The sequence below is a fragment of the Flavobacterium sp. I3-2 genome (assembly GCF_013389595.1).
GTDB lineage: Bacteria > Bacteroidota > Bacteroidia > Flavobacteriales > Flavobacteriaceae > Flavobacterium.
Genome location: NZ_CP058306.1, coordinates 482,538 through 509,366 on the forward strand (window position 1 = coordinate 482,538; position 26,829 = coordinate 509,366).

Below are 26,829 nucleotides of genomic sequence, written 5' to 3' on the forward strand. Positions count from 1 at the left end.
AGACTTGAACCATCTCTAGAAAGGAGGTGTTCCAGCCGCACCTTCCGGTACGGCTACCTTGTTACGACTTAGCCCTAGTTACCAGTTTTACCCTAGGCAGCTCCTTGCGGTCACCGACTTCAGGCACCCCCAGCTTCCATGGCTTGACGGGCGGTGTGTACAAGGCCCGGGAACGTATTCACCGGATCATGGCTGATATCCGATTACTAGCGATTCCAGCTTCATGGAGTCGAGTTGCAGACTCCAATCCGAACTGTGACCGGCTTTATAGATTCGCTCCTGGTCACCCAGTGGCTGCTCTCTGTACCGGCCATTGTAGCACGTGTGTGGCCCAGGACGTAAGGGCCGTGATGATTTGACGTCATCCCCACCTTCCTCACAGTTTACACTGGCAGTCTTGCTAGAGTTCCCGACATGACTCGCTGGCAACTAACAACAGGGGTTGCGCTCGTTATAGGACTTAACCTGACACCTCACGGCACGAGCTGACGACAACCATGCAGCACCTTGTAAATTGTCCGAAGAAATATCTGTTTCCAAATACGTCAATCTACATTTAAGCCCTGGTAAGGTTCCTCGCGTATCATCGAATTAAACCACATGCTCCACCGCTTGTGCGGGCCCCCGTCAATTCCTTTGAGTTTCAAACTTGCGTTCGTACTCCCCAGGTGGGATACTTATCACTTTCGCTTAGTCACTCAGCCTTGCAGCCAAACAACTAGTATCCATCGTTTACGGCGTGGACTACCAGGGTATCTAATCCTGTTCGCTACCCACGCTTTCGTCCATCAGCGTCAATTGTTTGTTAGTAACCTGCCTTCGCAATTGGTATTCCATGTAATATCTAAGCATTTCACCGCTACACTACATATTCTAGTTACTTCACAAAAATTCAAGCTCTACAGTATCAATGGCAATTTTACAGTTAAGCTGCAAACTTTCACCACTGACTTATAAAGCCGCCTACGGACCCTTTAAACCCAATGATTCCGGATAACGCTTGGATCCTCCGTATTACCGCGGCTGCTGGCACGGAGTTAGCCGATCCTTATTCTTACAGTACCGTCAATATACCACACGTGGTACTTTTTCTTCCTGTACAAAAGCAGTTTACAATCCATAGGACCGTCATCCTGCACGCGGCATGGCTGGTTCAGAGTTGCCTCCATTGACCAATATTCCTCACTGCTGCCTCCCGTAGGAGTCTGGTCCGTGTCTCAGTACCAGTGTGGGGGATCTCCCTCTCAGGACCCCTACCCATCATCGTCTTGGTAAGCCGTTACCTTACCAACTAACTAATGGGACGCATGCTCATCTTTTACCAATAAATCTTTAATTACAAATCGATGCCAATTCGTAATACCATAAGGTATTAATCCAAATTTCTCTGGGCTATCCCTTAGTAAAAGGTAGATTGCATACGCGTTACGCACCCGTGCGCCGGTCTCAACATCCGAAGATGCCTACCCCTCGACTTGCATGTGTTAGGCCTGCCGCTAGCGTTCATCCTGAGCCAGGATCAAACTCTTCATCGTATAATTTTTAATATTTTTTGATGTTCGTTCAAGATCATCTTTTATCTCTAAAAGATTAATCTTACTCTTTAATTCTCTGTTAATCCAATATGTCTATGAACTTATTTTCTCTTTGTTCGCTCATCTTCTAAGCGGTTGCAAAAGTAGAAACTCTTTTTGAATCTCGCAAATTTATTTTATAAATATTTTTGAAAGATTTCTGAGTATTTGTGGGCGATGAGGGATTCGAACCCCCGACCCCCTCGGTGTAAACGAGGTGCTCTGAACCAACTGAGCTAATCGCCCGATAAAAAAGTCTCAACTTTCATTGAGACTTTCAAAAAAAAGGCAGCGACATACTCTCCCACATTAAAATGCAGTACCATCTGCGCAATCGGGCTTAACTTCTCTGTTCGAAATGGGAAGAGGTGAGCCCCGACGCAATAACCACCTTAAATCGGTTTGCTAGGTTTCTCTAACAATATTTTGTTAACATATTTCCGATACTTTTCATTTTTTTTCGTAGAGGATTCTTTCTTTAGTCTTCATACTTAATACTCAAATCTTAATACTATACTTTATAAGCAACTCCTTAGAGCACATAAGCTTACGGGCTATTAGTACTACTCGACTATGACATTACTGCCTTTACATCTGTAGCCTATCAACGTAGTCATCTTCTACGACCCTTTAAAGAAATCTCATCTTGTGGTGGGTTTCGCGCTTATATGCTTTCAGCGCTTATCCCTTCCCAACGTAGCTACTCAGCGATGCACCTGGCGGCACAACTGATACACCAGAGGTTAGTCCAATTCGGTCCTCTCGTACTAGAATCAGATCCACTCAAATTTCTAACGCCCACAGTAGATAGAGACCGAACTGTCTCACGACGTTCTGAACCCAGCTCGCGTGCCACTTTAATGGGCGAACAGCCCAACCCTTGGGACCTTCTCCAGCCCCAGGATGTGACGAGCCGACATCGAGGTGCCAAACCCCCCCGTCGATATGAGCTCTTGGGGGAGATCAGCCTGTTATCCCCGGCGTACCTTTTATCCTTTGAGCGATGGCCCTTCCATACGGAACCACCGGATCACTATGCTCTACTTTCGTACCTGATCGACCTGTATGTCTCTCAGTCAAGCTCCCTTATACCATTGCACTCTACGCACGGTTACCAAGCGTGCTGAGGGAACCTTTAGAAGCCTCCGTTACTCTTTTGGAGGCGACCACCCCAGTCAAACTACCCACCAAGCAATGTCCTCATGTATCACGAGTTAGATCTCAAATAAGCAAAGGGTGGTATTTCAACAATGACTAACCTACGCCTGGCGACGCAGGATCGAAGTCTCCCACCTATCCTACACATCACTTATCCAAGAACAATACTAAGCTATAGTAAAGGTGCACAGGGTCTTTTCGTCCCACTGCGGGTAATCGGCATCTTCACCGATACTACAATTTCACCGAGCTCATGGCTGAGACAGTGTCCAGATCGTTACACCATTCGTGCAGGTCGGAACTTACCCGACAAGGAATTTCGCTACCTTAGGACCGTTATAGTTACGGCCGCCGTTTACTGGGGCTTCAATTCAATGCTTCTCCGAAGATAACATCTCCTCTTAACCTTCCAGCACCGGGCAGGTGTCAGGCCCTATACTTCATCTTACGATTTGGCAGAGCCCTGTGTTTTTGATAAACAGTCGCCTGGACCTTTTCACTGCGGCCAGCATTGCTGCTGGCGACCTTTCTCCCGAAGTTACAGGTCTATTTTGCCTAATTCCTTAGCCATGAATCTCTCGAGCACCTTAGGATTCTCTCCTCGACTACCTGTGTCGGTTTACGGTACGGGTTGTTATAATCTAGGTTTAGAAACTTTTCTTGGAAGCCCTTAGGCACACTATCTAATTGCCCGAAGGCGCTCAGTACTATCGTATTTCCCCATCCTTAACGCATTTTACTATTAAAGATATAGGTAGGTACTTCAACGAACTATTCCGTCAGTTCGCGGTGCTTTCATCACTCCGTCATTCCATCACAACTATAACAAGTACGGGAATATTAACCCGTTGGCCATCGACGTCCCCCTTCGGGTGTGCCTTAGGTCCCGACTAACCCTAAGCTGATTAGCATAGCTCAGGAAACCTTAGTCTTTCGGTGTGCGGGTTTCTCGCCCGCATTATCGTTACTTATGCCTACATTTTCTTTTCTAAACAGTCCAGCAATAGTCGCCTATCACCTTCTACCCAGTTTAGAATGCTCCCCTACCACTTGACAACTAAATGTCAAATCCATAGCTTCGGTAGTATACTTATGCCCGATTATTATCCATGCTCGTTCGCTCGACTAGTGAGCTGTTACGCACTCTTTAAATGAATGGCTGCTTCCAAGCCAACATCCTAGCTGTCTATGCAAACAAACCGCGTTTTTTCAACTTAGCATACATTTGGGGACCTTAGCTGATGGTCTGGGTTCTTTCCCTCTCGGACATGGACCTTAGCACCCATGCCCTCACTGCTTATAAGCATTTATTAGCATTCGGAGTTTGTCAGGAATTGGTAGGTGGTGAAACCCCCGCATCCAATCAGTAGCTCTACCTCTAATAAACTCTATAAGCGCTGCACCTAAATGCATTTCGGGGAGTACGAGCTATTTCCGAGTTTGATTGGCCTTTCACCCCTACCCACAGATCATCCCAAGACTTTTCAACGTCAACGGGTTCGGTCCTCCACGGTGTGTTACCACAGCTTCAACCTGTCCATGGGTAGATCACACGGTTTCGCGTCTACCATTACTGACTCATGCGCCCTATTCAGACTCGCTTTCGCTTCGGATCCGTGACTGAATCACTTATCCTCGCCAGCAACGGTAACTCGTAGGCTCATTATGCAAAAGGCACGCCGTCACCCAACGAATGGGCTCCGACCGCTTGTAAGCGTATGGTTTCAGGTTCTATTTCACTCCGTTATTCACGGTTCTTTTCACCTTTCCCTCACGGTACTGGTTCACTATCGGTCTCTCAGGAGTATTTAGCCTTAGCGGATGGTCCCGCCAGTTTCAATCAAGGTTTCACGTGCCCCGACCTACTCAGGATACCACTATCTAATACATCGCTTACCTATACGGGACTATCACCCTCTACGGTTAACCTTTCCAGGTTATTCTAATTCGCTTTGCTTAAAATATCGTGGTCCTACAACCCCAATATTGCCGAAACAACATTGGTTTGGGCTAATCCGCGTTCGCTCGCCACTACTTACGGAATCACTTTTGTTTTCTTCTCCTCCGCCTACTTAGATGTTTCAGTTCAGCGGGTTTGCTCATCTATCGATGTACTATGTCTTCAACATAGTGGGTTGCCCCATTCGGATATCTACGGATCTATTCGTGTGTGCCAATCCCCGTAGCTTTTCGCAGCTTATCACGTCCTTCTTCGCCTCTGAGAGCCTAGGCATTCCCCATACGCCCTTATTTTGCTTATTGTGCTCTATTTCAGTCTTCAAGTTGAAAGTCTTAAGGTCTAAAGTCAGAAGACTTTTAACTTTTTGACTTTCGTCTTTCGACTAATTTTGTGCTTATATTATTTCTAATATTTTTCTACTTTTTAATTTGTATCTCAATATGTCAATGAACTTTTATTAGTATTAAGATTTTTGTATAAAGCATTAAGACTTGATCTTAATTCTTGATACTATCATCTTGATACCATCTGGTGGAGAATATCGGAGTCGAACCGATGACCTCCTGCGTGCAAGGCAGGCGCTCTAGCCAGCTGAGCTAATCCCCCAATTTTTATTAATTGTGAATTACGAATTACGAATGTTATAATTCATAACCTCTCAACTTCTAAAATTTCCTTTGTAATAAAATACTTTTAATTCGTAATTTCTAATTCGTAATTAAAATTGTAGTCCCGGGCAGACTCGAACTGCCGACCCCTACATTATCAGTGTAGTACTCTAACCAGCTGAGCTACGAGACTCTGTATTTTATTTTTTTTTGAATCAACAGTAAAGAGTAAGAGACTTGAACCATCTCTAGAAAGGAGGTGTTCCAGCCGCACCTTCCGGTACGGCTACCTTGTTACGACTTAGCCCTAGTTACCAGTTTTACCCTAGGCAGCTCCTTGCGGTCACCGACTTCAGGCACCCCCAGCTTCCATGGCTTGACGGGCGGTGTGTACAAGGCCCGGGAACGTATTCACCGGATCATGGCTGATATCCGATTACTAGCGATTCCAGCTTCATGGAGTCGAGTTGCAGACTCCAATCCGAACTGTGACCGGCTTTATAGATTCGCTCCTGGTCACCCAGTGGCTGCTCTCTGTACCGGCCATTGTAGCACGTGTGTGGCCCAGGACGTAAGGGCCGTGATGATTTGACGTCATCCCCACCTTCCTCACAGTTTACACTGGCAGTCTTGCTAGAGTTCCCGACATGACTCGCTGGCAACTAACAACAGGGGTTGCGCTCGTTATAGGACTTAACCTGACACCTCACGGCACGAGCTGACGACAACCATGCAGCACCTTGTAAATTGTCCGAAGAAATATCTGTTTCCAAATACGTCAATCTACATTTAAGCCCTGGTAAGGTTCCTCGCGTATCATCGAATTAAACCACATGCTCCACCGCTTGTGCGGGCCCCCGTCAATTCCTTTGAGTTTCAAACTTGCGTTCGTACTCCCCAGGTGGGATACTTATCACTTTCGCTTAGTCACTCAGCCTTGCAGCCAAACAACTAGTATCCATCGTTTACGGCGTGGACTACCAGGGTATCTAATCCTGTTCGCTACCCACGCTTTCGTCCATCAGCGTCAATTGTTTGTTAGTAACCTGCCTTCGCAATTGGTATTCCATGTAATATCTAAGCATTTCACCGCTACACTACATATTCTAGTTACTTCACAAAAATTCAAGCTCTACAGTATCAATGGCAATTTTACAGTTAAGCTGCAAACTTTCACCACTGACTTATAAAGCCGCCTACGGACCCTTTAAACCCAATGATTCCGGATAACGCTTGGATCCTCCGTATTACCGCGGCTGCTGGCACGGAGTTAGCCGATCCTTATTCTTACAGTACCGTCAATATACCACACGTGGTACTTTTTCTTCCTGTACAAAAGCAGTTTACAATCCATAGGACCGTCATCCTGCACGCGGCATGGCTGGTTCAGAGTTGCCTCCATTGACCAATATTCCTCACTGCTGCCTCCCGTAGGAGTCTGGTCCGTGTCTCAGTACCAGTGTGGGGGATCTCCCTCTCAGGACCCCTACCCATCATCGTCTTGGTAAGCCGTTACCTTACCAACTAACTAATGGGACGCATGCTCATCTTTTACCAATAAATCTTTAATTACAAATCGATGCCAATTCGTAATACCATAAGGTATTAATCCAAATTTCTCTGGGCTATCCCTTAGTAAAAGGTAGATTGCATACGCGTTACGCACCCGTGCGCCGGTCTCAACATCCGAAGATGCCTACCCCTCGACTTGCATGTGTTAGGCCTGCCGCTAGCGTTCATCCTGAGCCAGGATCAAACTCTTCATCGTATAATTTTTAATATTTTTTGATGTTCGTTCAAGATCATCTTTTATCTCTAAAAGATTAATCTTACTCTTTAATTCTCTGTTAATCCAATATGTCTATGAACTTATTTTCTCTTTGTTCGCTCATCTTCTAAGCGGTTGCAAAAGTAGAAACTCTTTTTGAATCTCGCAAATTTATTTTATAAATATTTTTGAAAGATTTCTGAGTATTTGTGGGCGATGAGGGATTCGAACCCCCGACCCCCTCGGTGTAAACGAGGTGCTCTGAACCAACTGAGCTAATCGCCCGATAAAAAAGTCTCAACTTTCATTGAGACTTTCAAAAAAAAGGCAGCGACATACTCTCCCACATTAAAATGCAGTACCATCTGCGCAATCGGGCTTAACTTCTCTGTTCGAAATGGGAAGAGGTGAGCCCCGACGCAATAACCACCTTAAATCGGTTTGCTAGGTTTCTCTAACAATATTTTGTTAACATATTTCCGATACTTTTCATTTTTTTTCGTAGAGGATTCTTTCTTTAGTCTTCATACTTAATACTCAAATCTTAATACTATACTTTATAAGCAACTCCTTAGAGCACATAAGCTTACGGGCTATTAGTACTACTCGACTATGACATTACTGCCTTTACATCTGTAGCCTATCAACGTAGTCATCTTCTACGACCCTTTAAAGAAATCTCATCTTGTGGTGGGTTTCGCGCTTATATGCTTTCAGCGCTTATCCCTTCCCAACGTAGCTACTCAGCGATGCACCTGGCGGCACAACTGATACACCAGAGGTTAGTCCAATTCGGTCCTCTCGTACTAGAATCAGATCCACTCAAATTTCTAACGCCCACAGTAGATAGAGACCGAACTGTCTCACGACGTTCTGAACCCAGCTCGCGTGCCACTTTAATGGGCGAACAGCCCAACCCTTGGGACCTTCTCCAGCCCCAGGATGTGACGAGCCGACATCGAGGTGCCAAACCCCCCCGTCGATATGAGCTCTTGGGGGAGATCAGCCTGTTATCCCCGGCGTACCTTTTATCCTTTGAGCGATGGCCCTTCCATACGGAACCACCGGATCACTATGCTCTACTTTCGTACCTGATCGACCTGTATGTCTCTCAGTCAAGCTCCCTTATACCATTGCACTCTACGCACGGTTACCAAGCGTGCTGAGGGAACCTTTAGAAGCCTCCGTTACTCTTTTGGAGGCGACCACCCCAGTCAAACTACCCACCAAGCAATGTCCTCATGTATCACGAGTTAGATCTCAAATAAGCAAAGGGTGGTATTTCAACAATGACTAACCTACGCCTGGCGACGCAGGATCGAAGTCTCCCACCTATCCTACACATCACTTATCCAAGAACAATACTAAGCTATAGTAAAGGTGCACAGGGTCTTTTCGTCCCACTGCGGGTAATCGGCATCTTCACCGATACTACAATTTCACCGAGCTCATGGCTGAGACAGTGTCCAGATCGTTACACCATTCGTGCAGGTCGGAACTTACCCGACAAGGAATTTCGCTACCTTAGGACCGTTATAGTTACGGCCGCCGTTTACTGGGGCTTCAATTCAATGCTTCTCCGAAGATAACATCTCCTCTTAACCTTCCAGCACCGGGCAGGTGTCAGGCCCTATACTTCATCTTACGATTTGGCAGAGCCCTGTGTTTTTGATAAACAGTCGCCTGGACCTTTTCACTGCGGCCAGCATTGCTGCTGGCGACCTTTCTCCCGAAGTTACAGGTCTATTTTGCCTAATTCCTTAGCCATGAATCTCTCGAGCACCTTAGGATTCTCTCCTCGACTACCTGTGTCGGTTTACGGTACGGGTTGTTATAATCTAGGTTTAGAAACTTTTCTTGGAAGCCCTTAGGCACACTATCTAATTGCCCGAAGGCGCTCAGTACTATCGTATTTCCCCATCCTTAACGCATTTTACTATTAAAGATATAGGTAGGTACTTCAACGAACTATTCCGTCAGTTCGCGGTGCTTTCATCACTCCGTCATTCCATCACAACTATAACAAGTACGGGAATATTAACCCGTTGGCCATCGACGTCCCCCTTCGGGTGTGCCTTAGGTCCCGACTAACCCTAAGCTGATTAGCATAGCTCAGGAAACCTTAGTCTTTCGGTGTGCGGGTTTCTCGCCCGCATTATCGTTACTTATGCCTACATTTTCTTTTCTAAACAGTCCAGCAATAGTCGCCTATCACCTTCTACCCAGTTTAGAATGCTCCCCTACCACTTGACAACTAAATGTCAAATCCATAGCTTCGGTAGTATACTTATGCCCGATTATTATCCATGCTCGTTCGCTCGACTAGTGAGCTGTTACGCACTCTTTAAATGAATGGCTGCTTCCAAGCCAACATCCTAGCTGTCTATGCAAACAAACCGCGTTTTTTCAACTTAGCATACATTTGGGGACCTTAGCTGATGGTCTGGGTTCTTTCCCTCTCGGACATGGACCTTAGCACCCATGCCCTCACTGCTTATAAGCATTTATTAGCATTCGGAGTTTGTCAGGAATTGGTAGGTGGTGAAACCCCCGCATCCAATCAGTAGCTCTACCTCTAATAAACTCTATAAGCGCTGCACCTAAATGCATTTCGGGGAGTACGAGCTATTTCCGAGTTTGATTGGCCTTTCACCCCTACCCACAGATCATCCCAAGACTTTTCAACGTCAACGGGTTCGGTCCTCCACGGTGTGTTACCACAGCTTCAACCTGTCCATGGGTAGATCACACGGTTTCGCGTCTACCATTACTGACTCATGCGCCCTATTCAGACTCGCTTTCGCTTCGGATCCGTGACTGAATCACTTATCCTCGCCAGCAACGGTAACTCGTAGGCTCATTATGCAAAAGGCACGCCGTCACCCAACGAATGGGCTCCGACCGCTTGTAAGCGTATGGTTTCAGGTTCTATTTCACTCCGTTATTCACGGTTCTTTTCACCTTTCCCTCACGGTACTGGTTCACTATCGGTCTCTCAGGAGTATTTAGCCTTAGCGGATGGTCCCGCCAGTTTCAATCAAGGTTTCACGTGCCCCGACCTACTCAGGATACCACTATCTAATACATCGCTTACCTATACGGGACTATCACCCTCTACGGTTAACCTTTCCAGGTTATTCTAATTCGCTTTGCTTAAAATATCGTGGTCCTACAACCCCAATATTGCCGAAACAACATTGGTTTGGGCTAATCCGCGTTCGCTCGCCACTACTTACGGAATCACTTTTGTTTTCTTCTCCTCCGCCTACTTAGATGTTTCAGTTCAGCGGGTTTGCTCATCTATCGATGTACTATGTCTTCAACATAGTGGGTTGCCCCATTCGGATATCTACGGATCTATTCGTGTGTGCCAATCCCCGTAGCTTTTCGCAGCTTATCACGTCCTTCTTCGCCTCTGAGAGCCTAGGCATTCCCCATACGCCCTTATTTTGCTTATTGTGCTCTATTTCAGTCTTCAAGTTGAAAGTCTTAAGGTCTAAAGTCAGAAGACTTTTAACTTTTTGACTTTCGTCTTTCGACTAATTTTGTGCTTATATTATTTCTAATATTTTTCTACTTTTTAATTTGTATCTCAATATGTCAATGAACTTTTATTAGTATTAAGATTTTTGTATAAAGCATTAAGACTTGATCTTAATTCTTGATACTATCATCTTGATACCATCTGGTGGAGAATATCGGAGTCGAACCGATGACCTCCTGCGTGCAAGGCAGGCGCTCTAGCCAGCTGAGCTAATCCCCCAATTTTTATTAATTGTGAATTACGAATTACGAATGTTATAATTCATAACCTCTCAACTTCTAAAATTTCCTTTGTAATAAAATACTTTTAATTCGTAATTTCTAATTCGTAATTAAAATTGTAGTCCCGGGCAGACTCGAACTGCCGACCCCTACATTATCAGTGTAGTACTCTAACCAGCTGAGCTACGAGACTCTGTATTTTATTTTTTTTTGAATCAACAGTAAAGAGTAAGAGACTTGAACCATCTCTAGAAAGGAGGTGTTCCAGCCGCACCTTCCGGTACGGCTACCTTGTTACGACTTAGCCCTAGTTACCAGTTTTACCCTAGGCAGCTCCTTGCGGTCACCGACTTCAGGCACCCCCAGCTTCCATGGCTTGACGGGCGGTGTGTACAAGGCCCGGGAACGTATTCACCGGATCATGGCTGATATCCGATTACTAGCGATTCCAGCTTCATGGAGTCGAGTTGCAGACTCCAATCCGAACTGTGACCGGCTTTATAGATTCGCTCCTGGTCACCCAGTGGCTGCTCTCTGTACCGGCCATTGTAGCACGTGTGTGGCCCAGGACGTAAGGGCCGTGATGATTTGACGTCATCCCCACCTTCCTCACAGTTTACACTGGCAGTCTTGCTAGAGTTCCCGACATGACTCGCTGGCAACTAACAACAGGGGTTGCGCTCGTTATAGGACTTAACCTGACACCTCACGGCACGAGCTGACGACAACCATGCAGCACCTTGTAAATTGTCCGAAGAAATATCTGTTTCCAAATACGTCAATCTACATTTAAGCCCTGGTAAGGTTCCTCGCGTATCATCGAATTAAACCACATGCTCCACCGCTTGTGCGGGCCCCCGTCAATTCCTTTGAGTTTCAAACTTGCGTTCGTACTCCCCAGGTGGGATACTTATCACTTTCGCTTAGTCACTCAGCCTTGCAGCCAAACAACTAGTATCCATCGTTTACGGCGTGGACTACCAGGGTATCTAATCCTGTTCGCTACCCACGCTTTCGTCCATCAGCGTCAATTGTTTGTTAGTAACCTGCCTTCGCAATTGGTATTCCATGTAATATCTAAGCATTTCACCGCTACACTACATATTCTAGTTACTTCACAAAAATTCAAGCTCTACAGTATCAATGGCAATTTTACAGTTAAGCTGCAAACTTTCACCACTGACTTATAAAGCCGCCTACGGACCCTTTAAACCCAATGATTCCGGATAACGCTTGGATCCTCCGTATTACCGCGGCTGCTGGCACGGAGTTAGCCGATCCTTATTCTTACAGTACCGTCAATATACCACACGTGGTACTTTTTCTTCCTGTACAAAAGCAGTTTACAATCCATAGGACCGTCATCCTGCACGCGGCATGGCTGGTTCAGAGTTGCCTCCATTGACCAATATTCCTCACTGCTGCCTCCCGTAGGAGTCTGGTCCGTGTCTCAGTACCAGTGTGGGGGATCTCCCTCTCAGGACCCCTACCCATCATCGTCTTGGTAAGCCGTTACCTTACCAACTAACTAATGGGACGCATGCTCATCTTTTACCAATAAATCTTTAATTACAAATCGATGCCAATTCGTAATACCATAAGGTATTAATCCAAATTTCTCTGGGCTATCCCTTAGTAAAAGGTAGATTGCATACGCGTTACGCACCCGTGCGCCGGTCTCAACATCCGAAGATGCCTACCCCTCGACTTGCATGTGTTAGGCCTGCCGCTAGCGTTCATCCTGAGCCAGGATCAAACTCTTCATCGTATAATTTTTAATATTTTTTGATGTTCGTTCAAGATCATCTTTTATCTCTAAAAGATTAATCTTACTCTTTAATTCTCTGTTAATCCAATATGTCTATGAACTTATTTTCTCTTTGTTCGCTCATCTTCTAAGCGGTTGCAAAAGTAGAAACTCTTTTTGAATCTCGCAAATTTATTTTGATAATATTTTTGAAAGATTTTCAACATTTAAAGAACTTTTGCGCCGCTTCTTGTTTCAGAATCGGATTGCAAAAGTACAACCTTTAACCCTTATCTTCCAAATTTATTTTTGTTAATTTTTAAATTTGTTTTTCGTGATTTGAATGAACTTCTGTTTTTCAACGGTGCAAATATACCGCCTTCTTTCTATGCCAAACAAGCTTTTTGAAAGTTATTTTTTGATTATTTTTTAGTTAACTGGGATTGAATGATTTAAAACTGATATTTAGCAGTGAGTATTGAGACATTAATATTGAGAAAGATTTCTCCAGTCGTCGGAATTACAATATAAAATTTAATTTTACCACAGATGCACGGATGAAACTTAATTTAAGGTTTAAAAAATACTCATAGAAAATAAAAAACTCCGACAGCGTTTTAAACGCTGTCGGAGTTAAAGAAAGATTCCTCCAGTCGTCGGAATGACAAAAAAATCACAAATTCAAATTTAGACCTACAAGGTTTTGAAAACCTTGCAGGATATTTTTTCAAACTTTAAACTTTACAACTTGGATTGCGTTAGGGATTGAAGCGGTATCCTTTTTTTTATTTCATATTAATTGGTAATAACAATAAAAGCTAGAGATTCCTCCTATCGTCAGAATGACAATAACAAAGAATAAAAAAAAGATTTAGCGGAAAGCCCGACTGAGCGGTTTGCACTAAACTTAAAATAAAACAACTCTTTAAAAAAGAGCGAGGGAACGCCAATATTGATTATATTTGACATAAAAAAACATGAAAAATTACATAACAACTGCAATTATTGGTATTTCGATTATCATTTCGACATTTTTACTTAGCAACGCATTTAAAAATAGAAACAACGCCGCAGACACGATTAGCGTAACTGGATTAGGTTCTAAAGATTTTGTTTCGGATTTGATTGTTTGGAACAGTAGTTTTTCTAAGAAAAATTATAATCTAAAAGAAGCTTATTCCGAATTAGAAAGCGACAGAACTGCGATAAAAAATTATCTGGTTGGTAAAGGCATTAAAGAATCTGAAATTATTTTCTCGTCTGTTTCTATTAATAAAGAGTTTACAACAATAACGGATTCAAATTACAACACACGAACTGAAACTTTTACTGGCTACAACTTAACACAAAGCGTACAAGTAGAAAGTAAAGAAGTTGCTAAGGTCGAAAATGTTTCGAGAGAAGTTACTGAATTAATAAATTCGGGCGTTGAGCTTTATTCGAATGCACCTGAATATTACTACACAAAACTTTCTGAATTAAAACTTGAAATGGTTGCAGAAGCCACAAAAGATGCAAAACTTAGAGCTGAGAAAATTGCAGAAAACGCAGGTAGTAGTTTAGGCGATTTAAAGAAATCTGAAATGGGCGTTTTTCAAATTGTTGCACAAAATTCATCGGAAGAATATTCTTGGGGCGGTTCATTTAACACAAGTTCAAAAAACAAAACAGCAACCATTACCATTAAATTGGTTTACAAAATAGATTAAAGTAAAAAACTCATCTGATTTAGATGAGTTTTTTTTATACTTTATAACATAATGAAATTAGATGATTAACATCGCATCTCCGTAAGAATAGAATTTATATCCTTCTTTAACTGCTTCTTTATAAGCTTCCATCATTAAATCGTGACCACAGAATGCAGAAATCATCATTAATAAGGTAGATTTTGGCATGTGGAAATTTGTAATCATACAATCAGCAATACTGAAATCATACGGCGGGAAAATGAATTTATTTGTCCAACCTGTGTACGGATTTAAAGTTCTGTTTGATGAAACCGAACTTTCTAAAGCACGCATTGAAGTTGTTCCGACAGCACAAATTTTACTTTTACACTCTTTGGCTTTGTTTACAATATCACAAGCTTCTTCAGAAATAATTAATTCTTCAGAATCCATTTTGTGCTTAGATAAATCTTCAACCTCAACCGGATTGAATGTTCCTAAACCTATATGTAAAGTCACTTTTGCGAATTCAACACCTTTAATTTCTAAACGTTTTAATAAATGTTTAGAGAAGTGTAAACCTGCAGTTGGCGCAGCAACAGCTCCTTCTTCTGTAGCATAAATCGTTTGATAACGCTCTTCGTCTTCTGGAGTTACTTCGCGGTTGATGTATTTCGGAATTGGAGTTTCTCCAAGTTCTGTCAATTTATTTCTGAATTCTTCGTATGAACCATCATATAAGAAACGTAAGGTTCTACCACGTGAAGTTGTATTGTCAATTACCTCAGCTACTAATGAATCATCGTCACCGAAATATAATTTATTTCCGATACGAATTTTACGAGCCGGATCAACTAAAACATCCCATAAACGTTGTTCTGCATTTAATTCTCTTAACAAGAAAACTTCGATACGAGCACCTGTTTTTTCTTTGTTTCCGTATAAACGAGCAGGAAAAACTTTGGTATTATTTAAAACCATTACGTCTCCTTCTTCGAAATAATCAATCACATCTTTAAATAATTTGTGTTCGATTGTTCCTAATTTACGGTTTACAACCATTAAACGAGATTCATCTCTGTTTTCAGCTGGAAATTCAGCCAACAACTCTTCCGGTAAGTTAAAGTTGAAATTAGATAACTTCATATTATTGTTGCTTTTATATTGATTTGTATTTTAAAGCTTTTGATTTAAAAACTTCAAGCCTGCAAATATACGACTTCGAAATAGGCGTTGTCAAGTAAAAAGCGATTTATTTTAAAACTTCGTTCAAAAACATAACAAAATCAGGTGTAAAAATATTAATAATCTAAAAATTTTACTTCACCTGTTTTCATATCATAAACTGCACCTACGATTTTAATTTCCTTGTTAGCTTCCATTTCTTTTAAGATTGGACTATCGCGACGGATTTCTTCTATTGAATTAAAAACGTTGAACTTACAAACTTCATCAACAAATTTTGGATTTTTAGCTGTAGCATCGCCAGAAAAATTTTGCTTCGCTGCAATTATTGCTGGGTCAATTTTTTCGAGTAATGTTGTGATGTTTCCTAATTTCACACCGTCGATACTCGATTTGATTGCTCCGCAATATTCATGTCCTAAAACCACAACCAATTTTGACCCCGAAACTTTACAAGCATATTCTAAACTTCCTAGAATATCATGATTTACAATATTTCCGGCAACTCGAGCTACGAAAATTTCGCCAATTGCTTTATGAAAAATATCTTCAACTGGAACACGAGAATCTAAACATGAAAGTACCACAGCTTCTGGATATTGACCCAAAGCGGCTTCACGAACTAATTTTGTTGAATTACGAACAGTTAAATTATCTTCAACAAAATCTTTATTTCCGGCTTTTAAATCGGCAATAACTTCATCTGGAGTTAATTTTTCTTGCTCTTCTTTCGTTAAAACGTGTGTTGGAATGATTTCTTCGTCATCAATAACCGTTTTATTACAAGATGCTAAAGCAAATAAAACAGCTAAGGATAAAATATATTTTTTCATAATTCGTCTGATTTTAGTTTTTTTAAATGTAAGTATTTATTTAGAAAAACAGACTAGATTTTAACTTAAAAACAAAGAAAAAACATCTTCCCAATATTTTGGATATGATTTAGAAACTACTTCAGCATTTTCGATTTCTATCGGTGTAAATAAACCCAACGGTGCAAAAGCCATTGCCATTCTGTGATCTTGATAGGTTTTTACCAAAACATTTACTGGTAAAAGGGTTTGTAAATTTCTTTTATGTAGAGAAAGTGAATCGTTTGTGATTTCAACAGTTGCACCGAATTTTTCTAATTCGTTTTTCAATGCAACTAAACGATCTGTTTCTTTAATTTTCAATGTATGAAGTCCGGTTAAATGCGCTTGTATTCCTAATCCAAAACAAGTAACTGCAATGGTTTGAGCAATATCAGGACATTCAATTAAATTTAAACGAATTTCTGTAGGATAGTTTGTATTTACTTTAGTAATTTGAATTTCGTTATTAGGAAGAAATTCCGTTTCAACTCCGAATTGTTCAAAAATTTCAACGACAGCTCGATCTGCTTGTAATGAATCTGATTTTAATTTTTGAATTTTTAATGACGTTCCAACTTCAGAAAAAGCTATCAATTCAAAAAAATAAGAAGCTGACGACCAATCTGATTCTACAGTTACTGTTTTTGTTTTTACTTTTTGCTTTGGATAAACTTTAATTCGATTTCCTACGAAAGTGGTTTCGATTCCTATTTCATTTAAAAGAGCCAAAGTCATTTTAATATAAGGAAGGGAAGTTTGTTCACCGATTAACTCAAGTGACAAGCCGTTTTCTAATTTAGGAGCAATTAGTAATAATGCCGAAATGTATTGACTGCTGATGTTTGCAGGAATTGCAATTTTATTTGATTGTAGTTTTTTGCCTTTGATTTTTAAAGGAGGAAACCCTTCTTTGTTTTCGTATTGAATATCGGCACCTAAACTTCGTAATGCATCGACTAAAATATGAATCGGTCTTTCTTGCATTCGTGATGAACCCGTAAAAACAACTTCACGATTTTCTTGAGTTGCAAAAAAAGCGGTAAGAAATCGCATCGCTGTTCCGGCATGATGCACATCGACAATATCTGAAGGAAATTTTAAAGCTTTTTCCATTGCTAAACTATCATCGGAATTTGAGATATTCTCGATTTTAATTTCAGGAAAAAGCGCTTGGAGTAAAAACATACGATTGGTTTCTGATTTACTTCCAGATAAAACGATTGTTTTATTCGGTTTAAATGATTCAGCATGCAATCGTATGTTCATATTTTTTATTTTAATTTTTCGTTGTTGTGGTGACGGTCGTGGTCACGTTTGGTTTTTAAATCCATTTTTTTATCGAAAGCTGCTTGCAAGTCAACTCCAGTTTGATTTGCTAAACAAAGTACAACAAAAACAACATCGGCTAATTCTTCTCCTAAATCTTTGTTTTTATCGCTTTCTTTTTCAGATTGTTCTCCGTAACGACGTGCAATAATTCTGGCAACTTCACCTACTTCTTCTGTAAGTTGTGCCATGTTTGTTAATTCGTTAAAATAACGAACCCCGTGTTCTTTTATCCAATTATCAACGTCTAACTGTGCGTTTTGTAAATTCATTTTATTTCTTTTTTCTTCTTTTTCTCATTTTATCAAACACAAAAACTTCTGCCAAAGCCATCAAAAATCCGAAGATAAAAACTTGTGACCAAAAAATTTGCATTGGAATTCCTTCACCGAAATAATATAATATTATTCCGTAAAAAAATCCATAAACCAATAAGGCTAATAATAAATGAAGCGGTTTACTTTTCATTTTTAAATATTTTCTTTTTGATGAATTTATCAAATATGATTATTAAAAGCATAAAGATAAGATATTTTGCTAAAACGTTTACTAGACAATAACTATCCGGATCGAGAATACAATCCCAATCGTTTGAAAGCAAAAAAGTAATTAGCGCGTAAATTGCTGTATATAAAATAAGTTTTTTAAGCATGTTTGTTTTGTTTTTTTGAAAGCCACTTTGTAAAATTTCTTAAAATAAAAAAATCTGCAAGTGTCATGGATAATGTCCAAAAAAGAATAAAAATCCAATTAATCATTGAAAATGAAAAATAACTGATAACTATTCCAAGAATTGAATATATTATTAATCCTGCTAGTATATAAGACAATTTTTCTTTCATGAATCAGAATTTAAAATTCCTTAAATATAAGAATATTATCTAACAAACTTATTCTCTATTTTTTGAATCAAAAAATACTTTAATTACTCAAAAATTAAATAAAAATCAAATTTTCTTTAGAACTACTTTTTCATCCATAAATTTAACCATTTCTTCAAAAACTTTTTTTATGTTCAAATATTCTTCTGGATCAACGATTGCTTTATTAAATTCGATATTCCATTTAAAAAGAATACGTTTTGAATCGTGAGTGAAATTCCAATTTACTCCAAATACTTTTGATTTTAAAACCATTTTTTTATTTTCGGGCAATGATTCAACCTGATATCCTTCAGGTATAGTATAAGTAAAGCTATATGAATTTTGAGTTGGAAATAAAAAATCAATTGGATAATTTCTATCTTCTTGTCTAAAAATATTTGAAGATATTTCAAAAATAAAAGCTGGGCTAAAATAAATTTTATCTGCTAAAACATCGAAAGCATTTTCCTTTTTAAGCTTATAATATTTTATAACATTACTGTTGTTATTGTTGAAATTAGAAATACTTAAAGTATCAATTTCAACTTCATATTGACCTTGTAAAAATTCTTTAATTTTATCGTCAGTAAAATTTTTATACTTATTGCGTAAAACAAAAGCTTCATAATTTGAATATACATCATGAATCTTTGCATTTATAGTATTATTTTGCAAATCAAAATTTAAATACGAAGTAACATTTCTCTTAGATTCGATTTTTGGTTCCAAAACAATTTCTTTAGAATTAAAATTCTCTTCAATCAATCTTCCATTCCAATTTGTATTATCTAAAGGAATTATATTAATCGTAGAAAATTTATTGGTTGCATCTAATAAAATCGTTTCATTATTTAGTTCAACTCCAGCGATTACATTATTAAAAGCATCTGGATGCACTAAGTAAGATATGCCTTTTTGTTTAGTTGCTAAAATAATCGGATTTGCTTTGAATCCTGCATATCTCAACATCGCAACTAAAATTAAATTCAACTCAACTGAATTTCCTTTTTTTAAATCATAAACTTTATTTAAATCATTATCAGGTAAAATACTTATTATGTTATTCCATTCAATATTTTTTTGAACAAAATTTAAAATTTCAATAATCTTATCTTTATCGGTTTCAAAAGTTTTATCTTTAAGCAATTGGTCCGTTTTAAATTTAGCAAAATAGCTTTTCTTTAAAACTTCAATAAATTTACCATTTTCATTTACAATTTTAGAAACATCATTCCAATTACCTGCAAATTCTTTTATTTTAAAGTTATTATCTCTATAACCACTTAAATAATGAACAACTGAAGCACGGTAATTATTTATATTAGAAACAAAACCCTCATTTTTCAATGGAGGTACATCATTTGCATAAAAGATATGTTCCCCTTTTTTCTCATAACTTTTGATTTTCTCAGCTCCGTTTATATATTGAATATATTGAATTCCGAAGGGGGCTTCAAAAGTAAATTTACTATATTTTACTGGAATTTCTTTTTGAAAAAACCAAACCGGAGCATCTTCTAGATAAGGAGAAATGACTGTTGTCTTAAATTCAATAACACTTCCAACTTTCACGTTAGGCATGGTAAAACTAGCATACCAATGATTTCCGATAGAATGTTCTAAGAATTGATTATTATAATCAAATTCAGTTTTTTTTACTTTTCCATCTTCAAAATTATATGTAAAAGCATCTGAGACGATGACAGATTCTTTGTTATACCGATTTCGATACAATGGAATTTGAACAGTCGCATAATCAAACCCATCTGTATTAAGAATTTTTATTCTTGTAGAAACTTCATTTATTAAAAGTATATAATCTTTTCTGTATAGAAAATAAGAATATCCTACTTCGTATTCTATTACGGCATCTTCTCCTAAATATTTTTGGTAATTTTTATCGTCAAAAAAACTTTTATCGACAGATTTAGAATCTTGTGCAAATAAATTTTGACAAACCAAAAACAAAATAAATAATATTTTTTTCATCGCTATTGCTGGGTTAAGATAAATTTAGAATTATCACTTTTTTCAACTTGAGAAGCAAAATTTCTAAATCGTTGAAATTCTTCTTTTGAATAATTTCCAACATTTTCAACATAATGTAATTTAACTAATAATTCTGTGCCATTTTGAATAAATTCAATTTGATATTCACCAAAAATCGAATCTATTTTTTCTGATTCAGGAAGAAAAGAAATCTTTAAATTATCTGGCAAAATATATTTAGTTGTAATTGAAATTTTTTTATTTCTAGGAATTTGAAAACCCGATGTTCTGTTTTTCACATTTTTAGGAACAATTATCGTTTTGAAAAATGGATTAACACTAATCAGAAAATCACTTCCTGCTTTAGACCCAGTAAAACTTGAAATCAGCGTCACTTTCTCTTTATAAGAAATATTATTTTTGTCGTTTTCAAACTGCGAATCCAAAACTTTTAAGTCTTTAAAAACCGCAAATTGATTTTGTATAAAATCAGTGACTTGATTTTTATTTTGGGTATTTAAACTAAATATATCGTTATAGAACACCCCATTATAATTAATCTCAGCATTTGTTATTACCTCATTTACATTAGACAAATCAATTGTAAAATTAGCATCAATACGATTATCTTCTTGTTTAAAAGATTGTGTTTTTACTATTTGAGTTCCATCTTCAGAAATCAACAAAACTTTACGATTATCTGTCATTGAACTTAAATATCCAAAAGGAACATTTTGATCTGTACTTTCTAAAAAAATAAAGCCGTCTTGATGAGGATAACTCAAAATGACGTGATTTCCTTGCATTCCAATTATTTCTTCGTTAATATCTTTAATTTTTTCAGAAGCAAATAAAACCGTGTAATAACTAGTAATCCCGATAGCTTTTAATAAAGCTTTTGTATAATTCGTTAAAGCTTTACAATCTCCGTATTTTACCTTATCTACTTCTGTTGCAGAAAAAGGTTTCCATCCACCTATTCCAGTTTGAATAGAAACATAACGTGTGTTTTTTTGTACATATTCAAAAACGATTCTAACTTTTTCAACTTCTGAATTTGCATTTTGAGTTAAAGTCCTAATTTTAGTTACAGTCGTTTTTGGCAATTCATCTATACCTTCTAAAAAATTAGAATTGTACCATATTGCAAACTCATTCCAATTTTTAGCTTCACCTTTAATTTTTGACAATGAAAATTTATCTATTGAGAATCTAACCTCTGGAAGTAAATCTAAATATCGAAAATTCATATCTTCAAATTCTGGAGCAATTAAATTCTTACCTGAATATGTAATTTTATTATTTTCTACTTTTTTTTCGATTCCATATTCTGTTAAATTAATTTCAAAAGTTTTTAGATTAAAACCTTTTGGATATGATATAGAAAATTCGGTATTTAAAACCTTATGTTTCTCACGTTCTAAAGCAAAATAAGGATTTATAAAAATGGTGAATTCATTTGTTTTAAAATATTCAATTTTAGCAAAGAAAGGATATTTAGTATAATCAAGTTTTACAACCTTTGCACGATTATCATTATATAAGGAATAACCATCAAAAAGGCTTATATCTATAAAATTTTGCTGATATATTGTTTTTACAAACTGACCATCTTCATTATAAATTTTAATATATATGGAATCAATTTTAGTAAGATTATCGTAATCTGTACCATTTTTAATTTGATTTAATCCATTTTTATTCAAAATTAAAAAAGTTTCAGAAAGTTTTTCTTTACTTATATTTTGATCAATTATATCGATCTCAACTTTTTTGTCTACAGTTATAATATCAGAATCTTTGATAAATTCTTTAGAAATAGAATCTAAAGAAAAATTTAAGTTTCCTTGAGAAAAACAAAAAAAGGGACTTGCAAACACAAATCCCAATATTATAAAAAGTTTATTTTGCATAAATGATTTTGGTTTACACAAATATAAAACTTTATTCTCTATTCTTTGAATCAATCACAATAGTAACTGGTCCGTCGTTGATTAAAGCAACTTTCATATCGGCGCCAAATTGTCCGGTTTGAATTTTTTTACCTAAATCAATTTCTAATTGTTGAATGCATTTTTCATACATCGGAATTGCAAAATCAGGTTTTGATGCTTTTATGTACGAAGGTCTGTTTCCTTTTTTTGTTGATGCATGAAGTGTAAACTGCGAAACCAAAATAATATCGGCATTTACCTCTTTAACAGAACAATTCATTACGTCGTTTTCATCGTTAAAAATACGAAGATTCACAATTTTACTCGATAACCATTTAAAATCATCATCGGTATCGGTATCTTCAATCCCAAGTAAAACAACCAAACCTTGATTAATTTCAGCAACTTTTTCTTTGTTAATAGTAACCGAAGCTTCTAATGCACGTTGTATAACTATTTTCATTATTCTTCTTGATTACGTCCGTCTGCATAAATATCTGAACGATAATGTTCTTCATCACCTTCTAAAATTTGCGTATAACTTTTGTAACGCGACCAAAAAATTTCATCGTTATCTAATGCTTCTTTAATCGCACAATGTGGTTCTTCTTTATGTAAACAGTTATTGAATTTACATTTATCTTTTAAAGCAAAAAACTCAGGAAAATAATCTCCTATTTCTTGCTTTTCCATTTCAACAATTCCAAAACCACGAATTCCTGGTGTATCTATAATTCTGGCACCAAAAGACAAATCGAACATTTCTGCAAAAGTTGTAGTATGTTGTCCTTGTTGGTGTTGGTCAGAAATTTGTTTTGTTTTTAAATTTAACGAAGGTTCTAATGCATTTACTAAAGTTGATTTCCCTACACCAGAATGTCCGGTAAACATCGAAACTTTATCACGCATTAAATCTTTCAGTTTATCTAAACCTTTACCTTCTGCAGCAGAAACGCGTAAACATTGATAACCAATTTCGGTGTAAACATGTTGTAAAAACAATTGTTCGTCTAAAGTAGCCTCGTCAAATGTATCGACTTTATTGAAAACCAAAACAGCTTCAATTCCGTAAGCTTCTGCGGTAACTAACAAACGGTCAATAAAACTGGTTGTTGTAACAGGATTATTAATCGTTACCAAAATAAATAATCGGTCAATGTTCGAAGCGATAATATGCAATTGCTTGGAAAGGTTTACCGATTTACGAACAATATAATTCTTACGGTCGCGAATATTCGTTATCACACCCGTTGTAACATCAGCAGTTTCGTCTAAATCGTAATCAACATAATCACCTACAGCAATAGGATTGGTACTTTTAATCCCTTTCATTCTGAATTTACCTTTGATTCGGCATTCTAAAAATTCGCCCGACTCGGTTTTTACCGTGTACCAACTTCCTGTAGATTTGTAAACTATTCCTTTCATAGCGCAAAGATATTGTTATTGATAGGAATATGAAAGTTTATATGAAAATCTGTCATTAAAAATTACGATTTATTGATGATTTTATTTTGATGCGAAATACTTTCTTGATGTACCAATTTAAATAACTGTTCAGTAAAATCTTTTGTTAAACCTTTTTCTAAACAAACCGATTTTACCCGATTTTCGATAGATTGCCAACGGTCATTTTGTAAAACCGAAACATTATGTTCTTTTTTCAACGTCCCGATTTCATCTACTAAACGCATTCGTTGCGATAAAATTTCGATTAATTTATCGTCTAAATCATCAATATTTAAACGTAAATTATCTAATTCGGTATTGTAATTATCAGATTCGTCATTCTTTTTGCGAACAACTAAATCTTTACAAATTTGTTTTAATGTATCTGGAGTTACTTGCTGTGCGGCATCACTCCAAGCGTTATCCGGATCGATATGCGTTTCAATAATCAAACCGTCGTAATTCAAATTCAATGCTTGTTGCGAAACTTCCTGAATCATATTTCTGTTTCCGGTAATATGGGACGGATCACAAATCAAAGGCAAATCAGGAAAACGATTCCTCAAATCAATTGGAATTTGCCATTCGGGAATGTTTCTATATTTGGTTTTTTCGTAAGAAGAAAATCCACGATGAATCACGCCTAATTTTTTAATTCCGGCATTGTATAAACGTTCAATTCCGCCCAACCATAAAGATAAATCTGGATTCACTGGATTTTTAACCAAAACTATTTTATCTGTATTTTGAAGCGCGTCTGCAATTTCTTGCACCGCAAACGGATTTGCAGTGGTACGCGCACCAATCCAAAGAACATCTACGTCATATTCCAAAGCTAATTTCACGTGATTTGCCGTTGCTACTTCCGTAGCAATTAACAAACCTGTTTCGTCTTTGGCACGTTTCAACCATTTTAAACCAATTTCTCCAACGCCTTCAAATCCACCTGGACGCGTTCTTGGTTTCCAGATTCCGGCACGCAAAATATTTACGTCAGCATCTTTTAATTCGTGTGCTATTTTTAAAACTTGTTCTTCGGTTTCGGCACTACACGGACCTGCAATTACCAACGGATGTGTTAATTGAAAATCGTTTAACCAAGTTTTTAATTCTGAAGAATTTGTCATGTATCTTATTTATTTTTATATAGGAAATTCTTGCAATAAATACATCGATTTCCAACATTCAAATTTACGAATAAAATTGTAGTGCTTATGTAAGTTTTTTACATCATTCATATTAAGTTGTAAAGACAGAATTATTATCTTTGGATTTAAAATTAAAACAAGCGATGTCGATAGAAGTTAAAAATATTTCGAAAATTTACGGGGAGCAAAAAGCTTTAGATGCAGTTTCTTTTTCAATAAAGAAAGGAGAAATTGTTGGATTTTTAGGTCCGAATGGTGCCGGAAAATCAACCTTAATGAAAATATTAACTACTTATATTGAAGCAGATTCAGGTTCAGCTTTGGTAAACGGTTTCGATGTAAATACACAACCGCATCAAGTTGAAAAATCAATTGGTTATTTGCCTGAACATAATCCATTGTATTTAGATTTATACGTAAAAGAATATTTAGAATTCAATGCCGATGTTTACAACGTAAAAAAAAGCAGAATTGATGATGTAATTGAACTTACGGGATTAACTCCAGAATCGAAAAAGAAAATCGGTCAGCTTTCTAAAGGTTATCGTCAACGTGTTGGATTGGCAACGGCACTTTTACACAATCCGGATGTTTTGATTTTAGATGAGCCAACCACAGGTTTAGATCCAAATCAATTGGTTGAGATTCGTGAATTGATCAAGAACATCGGAAAGGACAAAACCGTTTTTCTTTCTACGCATATTATGCAAGAAGTTGAAGCGATTTGTGATCGCGTGATTATCATCAATAAAGGTAAAATTGTTGACGACCGTTTATTACATCAAACTTTTTCATCAGAAAATGAACAAGTAATTGAAGTAGAATTCGATTTTAAAATTGAAGAACAATTTGTAGCTAAACTTAAGAATTTGGTTACGTTCAAAAACATTCACGACAATCAGTGGGAATTGGTTTTCAAAGCAGATGAAGATATGCGACCAGCGATTTTTGATTTTGCTCAAGAAAACGGACTTAGAACCTTATCTGTTCAATTAAAAAATAAAGATTTAGAAACGTTATTCCGTGAAAAAACAACTCAAAAATAAATATAAAGCTCAGTTATTCTGGGCTTTTATTTTGAATTAAGAAATCAAAAAACTTATTTATAAATCAACTTACCTTTATATTTTTCGGTAACGTCAACTTCATTTGGTTTATTAAAAACAATAACATTTCCAGTTGCGTAAATAGTACCTGATAATTTATTCTCTGCTTTAACCAAAATATCGTTGTTACTGCGTTGAAAAAAAGTACAATCAAAAGCTTCTAAATTCTGCGCTTCTAAGCGACCGCTTCCTCCATAAAAAGCAATATCTAACCAAATCGTTTTACCAGAAATTTTAAAATAGCCAACTTGATTATCTTCAACTCGCAAAACATTATTTTCAATTTGTAAATCTACCTTTGAAGAAGCTCCTTCATCACTACTTGTAATAATTGTCAATTCAGGAAATCTTAATATTCCGACAGAAGAAACTTTTAATTGCGTACGCGAAATTATTTTTTTTAATGTTGGTGTATAAATGCGAACTTTAGCAATTTCGTAACTATGAAGCATTGAACAACTCATCGAATTGGTTATGGTCAGTTGATTATTTTGAATCTGGAAATCTAAATTTGCCAAGTAACTTTCTTTAGAATCAATTTCGATTTTTGATTCGTTAGATTCGATAATTTCCACTGTAAAACCTTTCGGAATATCAATCACATCAAATGCTGACAAACTCAATGTTTTTGAAACCGAATTTCCTGAATCAGAAAAACAACTTCCTTCTTTTGTACAAGAAGAAAAAGTAGTAACAACAAGCAATATAAAAAGGAAATGCTTCAT

Annotated in this window: 14 protein-coding genes, 6 tRNA genes and 7 rRNA genes; 2 read left to right on the forward strand and 25 right to left on the reverse strand. The window is 37.4% G+C overall.

From position 1 onward, the window contains the following. Positions 1–19 precede the first annotated feature (19 nt). The 13 genes from HW119_RS02340 to HW119_RS02400 all read right to left on the reverse strand — a co-directional run bounded on the left by HW119_RS02340 (position 20) and on the right by HW119_RS02400 (position 12,601). Positions 20–1,535 (reverse strand): 16S ribosomal RNA (locus HW119_RS02340). 210 nt (positions 1,536–1,745) lie between these two features. Next, positions 1,746–1,820 (reverse strand) — tRNA-Val (locus HW119_RS02345). A 37-nt stretch (positions 1,821–1,857) separates the two neighbouring features. Then, positions 1,858–1,969: ribosomal RNA gene (gene rrf / locus HW119_RS02350) — 5S ribosomal RNA — on the reverse strand. 141 nt (positions 1,970–2,110) lie between these two features. Beyond that, a 23S ribosomal RNA gene (locus HW119_RS02355) occupies positions 2,111–4,994 on the reverse strand. Between the two features lie 227 nt (positions 4,995–5,221). Continuing rightward, positions 5,222–5,298 (reverse strand) — tRNA-Ala (locus tag HW119_RS02360). A gap of 121 nt (positions 5,299–5,419) precedes the next feature. After that, positions 5,420–5,493 (reverse strand) — tRNA-Ile (locus HW119_RS02365). A 59-nt stretch (positions 5,494–5,552) separates the two neighbouring features. Further along, positions 5,553–7,068 (reverse strand): 16S ribosomal RNA (locus tag HW119_RS02370). A 210-nt stretch (positions 7,069–7,278) separates the two neighbouring features. Beyond that, positions 7,279–7,353, reverse strand: a tRNA-Val gene (locus HW119_RS02375). Between the two features lie 37 nt (positions 7,354–7,390). Next, positions 7,391–7,502 (reverse strand): 5S ribosomal RNA (gene rrf / locus HW119_RS02380). A 141-nt stretch (positions 7,503–7,643) separates the two neighbouring features. Continuing rightward, a 23S ribosomal RNA gene (locus HW119_RS02385) occupies positions 7,644–10,527 on the reverse strand. A 227-nt stretch (positions 10,528–10,754) separates the two neighbouring features. Continuing rightward, positions 10,755–10,831, reverse strand: a tRNA-Ala gene (locus HW119_RS02390). Between the two features lie 121 nt (positions 10,832–10,952). Continuing rightward, positions 10,953–11,026, reverse strand: a tRNA-Ile gene (locus tag HW119_RS02395). Between the two features lie 59 nt (positions 11,027–11,085). Further along, positions 11,086–12,601, reverse strand: a 16S ribosomal RNA gene (locus HW119_RS02400). Together the 16S, 23S and 5S rRNA genes with 6 tRNA genes alongside form the textbook arrangement of a ribosomal RNA operon. Before the next feature lie 956 nt (positions 12,602–13,557). Between HW119_RS02400 and HW119_RS02405 the strand changes: the two genes are divergently transcribed. Then, positions 13,558–14,289 carry an SIMPL domain-containing protein gene (locus HW119_RS02405; RefSeq protein WP_177761081.1) on the forward strand — a complete coding sequence of 244 codons (732 nt, stop codon included), beginning with the start codon at positions 13,558–13,560 and terminating at the stop codon, positions 14,287–14,289. Positions 14,290–14,346: 57 nt separating this feature from the next. On the opposite strand, the gene queA is transcribed toward HW119_RS02405, so the two are convergent. The 11 genes from queA to HW119_RS02460 form a co-directional block, all read right to left on the reverse strand. After that, the gene (gene queA / locus HW119_RS02410; protein ID WP_177761082.1) at positions 14,347–15,396 is read right to left on the reverse strand and encodes a tRNA preQ1(34) S-adenosylmethionine ribosyltransferase-isomerase QueA; all 1,050 of its coding nucleotides are present in this window, start codon (positions 15,394–15,396) and stop codon (positions 14,347–14,349) included. A 155-nt stretch (positions 15,397–15,551) separates the two neighbouring features. Beyond that, positions 15,552–16,268 (reverse strand): carbonic anhydrase family protein, encoded by a 717-nt coding sequence (locus HW119_RS02415; RefSeq protein WP_177761083.1) that lies wholly within the window; start codon positions 16,266–16,268, stop codon positions 15,552–15,554. A 60-nt stretch (positions 16,269–16,328) separates the two neighbouring features. Beyond that, positions 16,329–17,555: a 3-phosphoshikimate 1-carboxyvinyltransferase gene (locus tag HW119_RS02420; RefSeq protein WP_177761084.1), complete on the reverse strand. Its 1,227-nt coding sequence runs from the start codon at positions 17,553–17,555 to the stop codon at positions 16,329–16,331. A 5-nt stretch (positions 17,556–17,560) separates the two neighbouring features. Next, positions 17,561–17,887 carry a nucleotide pyrophosphohydrolase gene (locus HW119_RS02425; protein ID WP_177761085.1) on the reverse strand — a complete coding sequence of 109 codons (327 nt, stop codon included), beginning with the start codon at positions 17,885–17,887 and terminating at the stop codon, positions 17,561–17,563. 1 nt (position 17,888) lies between these two features. Further along, positions 17,889–18,083: a hypothetical protein gene (locus HW119_RS02430; RefSeq protein ID WP_177761086.1), complete on the reverse strand. Its 195-nt coding sequence runs from the start codon at positions 18,081–18,083 to the stop codon at positions 17,889–17,891. A 176-nt stretch (positions 18,084–18,259) separates the two neighbouring features. Continuing rightward, positions 18,260–18,457 (reverse strand): hypothetical protein, encoded by a 198-nt coding sequence (locus tag HW119_RS02435; RefSeq protein WP_177761087.1) that lies wholly within the window; start codon positions 18,455–18,457, stop codon positions 18,260–18,262. Positions 18,458–18,562: 105 nt separating this feature from the next. Further along, a complete protein-coding gene (locus HW119_RS02440) occupies positions 18,563–20,467 on the reverse strand; it encodes a DUF3857 domain-containing protein (protein ID WP_177761088.1) in 1,905 nt (634 codons plus the stop codon). A 2-nt stretch (positions 20,468–20,469) separates the two neighbouring features. Beyond that, positions 20,470–22,380 (reverse strand): DUF3857 domain-containing protein, encoded by a 1,911-nt coding sequence (locus HW119_RS02445; RefSeq protein WP_177761089.1) that lies wholly within the window; start codon positions 22,378–22,380, stop codon positions 20,470–20,472. Between the two features lie 31 nt (positions 22,381–22,411). Next, positions 22,412–22,864 carry a D-aminoacyl-tRNA deacylase gene (gene dtd, locus HW119_RS02450; RefSeq protein WP_177761090.1) on the reverse strand — a complete coding sequence of 151 codons (453 nt, stop codon included), beginning with the start codon at positions 22,862–22,864 and terminating at the stop codon, positions 22,412–22,414. After that, positions 22,864–23,829 (reverse strand): ribosome small subunit-dependent GTPase A, encoded by a 966-nt coding sequence (rsgA, locus tag HW119_RS02455; protein ID WP_177761091.1) that lies wholly within the window; start codon positions 23,827–23,829, stop codon positions 22,864–22,866. The genes dtd and rsgA overlap by 1 nt, the downstream gene beginning before the upstream one ends. Before the next feature lie 62 nt (positions 23,830–23,891). Continuing rightward, positions 23,892–24,977, reverse strand: coding sequence for a bifunctional 3-deoxy-7-phosphoheptulonate synthase/chorismate mutase type II (locus HW119_RS02460; protein ID WP_177761092.1), 1,086 nt, complete (start codon positions 24,975–24,977; stop codon positions 23,892–23,894). 164 nt (positions 24,978–25,141) lie between these two features. On the opposite strand from HW119_RS02460, the gene gldA reads away from it, so the two are divergent. Next, positions 25,142–26,044 (forward strand): gliding motility-associated ABC transporter ATP-binding subunit GldA, encoded by a 903-nt coding sequence (gldA, locus tag HW119_RS02465; protein WP_177766505.1) that lies wholly within the window; start codon positions 25,142–25,144, stop codon positions 26,042–26,044. A 53-nt stretch (positions 26,045–26,097) separates the two neighbouring features. On the opposite strand, the gene HW119_RS02470 is transcribed toward gldA, so the two are convergent. Then, positions 26,098–26,829 carry a GIN domain-containing protein gene (locus HW119_RS02470; protein ID WP_177761093.1) on the reverse strand — a complete coding sequence of 244 codons (732 nt, stop codon included), beginning with the start codon at positions 26,827–26,829 and terminating at the stop codon, positions 26,098–26,100.

Excerpts from the sequence above, each read along its gene's own strand:
- HW119_RS02405 (WP_177761081.1), top strand. The coding sequence starts at position 13,558 with ATGAAAAATTACATAACAACTGCAATTATTGGTATTTCGATTATCATT.
- queA (WP_177761082.1), bottom strand. The coding sequence starts at position 15,396 with ATGAAGTTATCTAATTTCAACTTTAACTTACCGGAAGAGTTGTTGGCT.
- HW119_RS02415 (WP_177761083.1), bottom strand. The coding sequence starts at position 16,268 with ATGAAAAAATATATTTTATCCTTAGCTGTTTTATTTGCTTTAGCATCT.
- HW119_RS02420 (WP_177761084.1), bottom strand. The coding sequence starts at position 17,555 with ATGAACATACGATTGCATGCTGAATCATTTAAACCGAATAAAACAATC.
- HW119_RS02425 (WP_177761085.1), bottom strand. The coding sequence starts at position 17,887 with ATGAATTTACAAAACGCACAGTTAGACGTTGATAATTGGATAAAAGAA.
- HW119_RS02430 (WP_177761086.1), bottom strand. The coding sequence starts at position 18,083 with ATGAAAAGTAAACCGCTTCATTTATTATTAGCCTTATTGGTTTATGGA.
- HW119_RS02435 (WP_177761087.1), bottom strand. The coding sequence starts at position 18,457 with ATGAAAGAAAAATTGTCTTATATACTAGCAGGATTAATAATATATTCA.
- HW119_RS02440 (WP_177761088.1), bottom strand. The coding sequence starts at position 20,467 with ATGAAAAAAATATTATTTATTTTGTTTTTGGTTTGTCAAAATTTATTT.
- HW119_RS02445 (WP_177761089.1), bottom strand. The coding sequence starts at position 22,380 with ATGCAAAATAAACTTTTTATAATATTGGGATTTGTGTTTGCAAGTCCC.
- dtd (WP_177761090.1), bottom strand. The coding sequence starts at position 22,864 with ATGAAAATAGTTATACAACGTGCATTAGAAGCTTCGGTTACTATTAAC.
- rsgA (WP_177761091.1), bottom strand. The coding sequence starts at position 23,829 with ATGAAAGGAATAGTTTACAAATCTACAGGAAGTTGGTACACGGTAAAA.
- HW119_RS02460 (WP_177761092.1), bottom strand. The coding sequence starts at position 24,977 with ATGACAAATTCTTCAGAATTAAAAACTTGGTTAAACGATTTTCAATTA.
- gldA (WP_177766505.1), top strand. The coding sequence starts at position 25,142 with ATGTCGATAGAAGTTAAAAATATTTCGAAAATTTACGGGGAGCAAAAA.
- HW119_RS02470 (WP_177761093.1), bottom strand. The coding sequence starts at position 26,829 with ATGAAGCATTTCCTTTTTATATTGCTTGTTGTTACTACTTTTTCTTCT.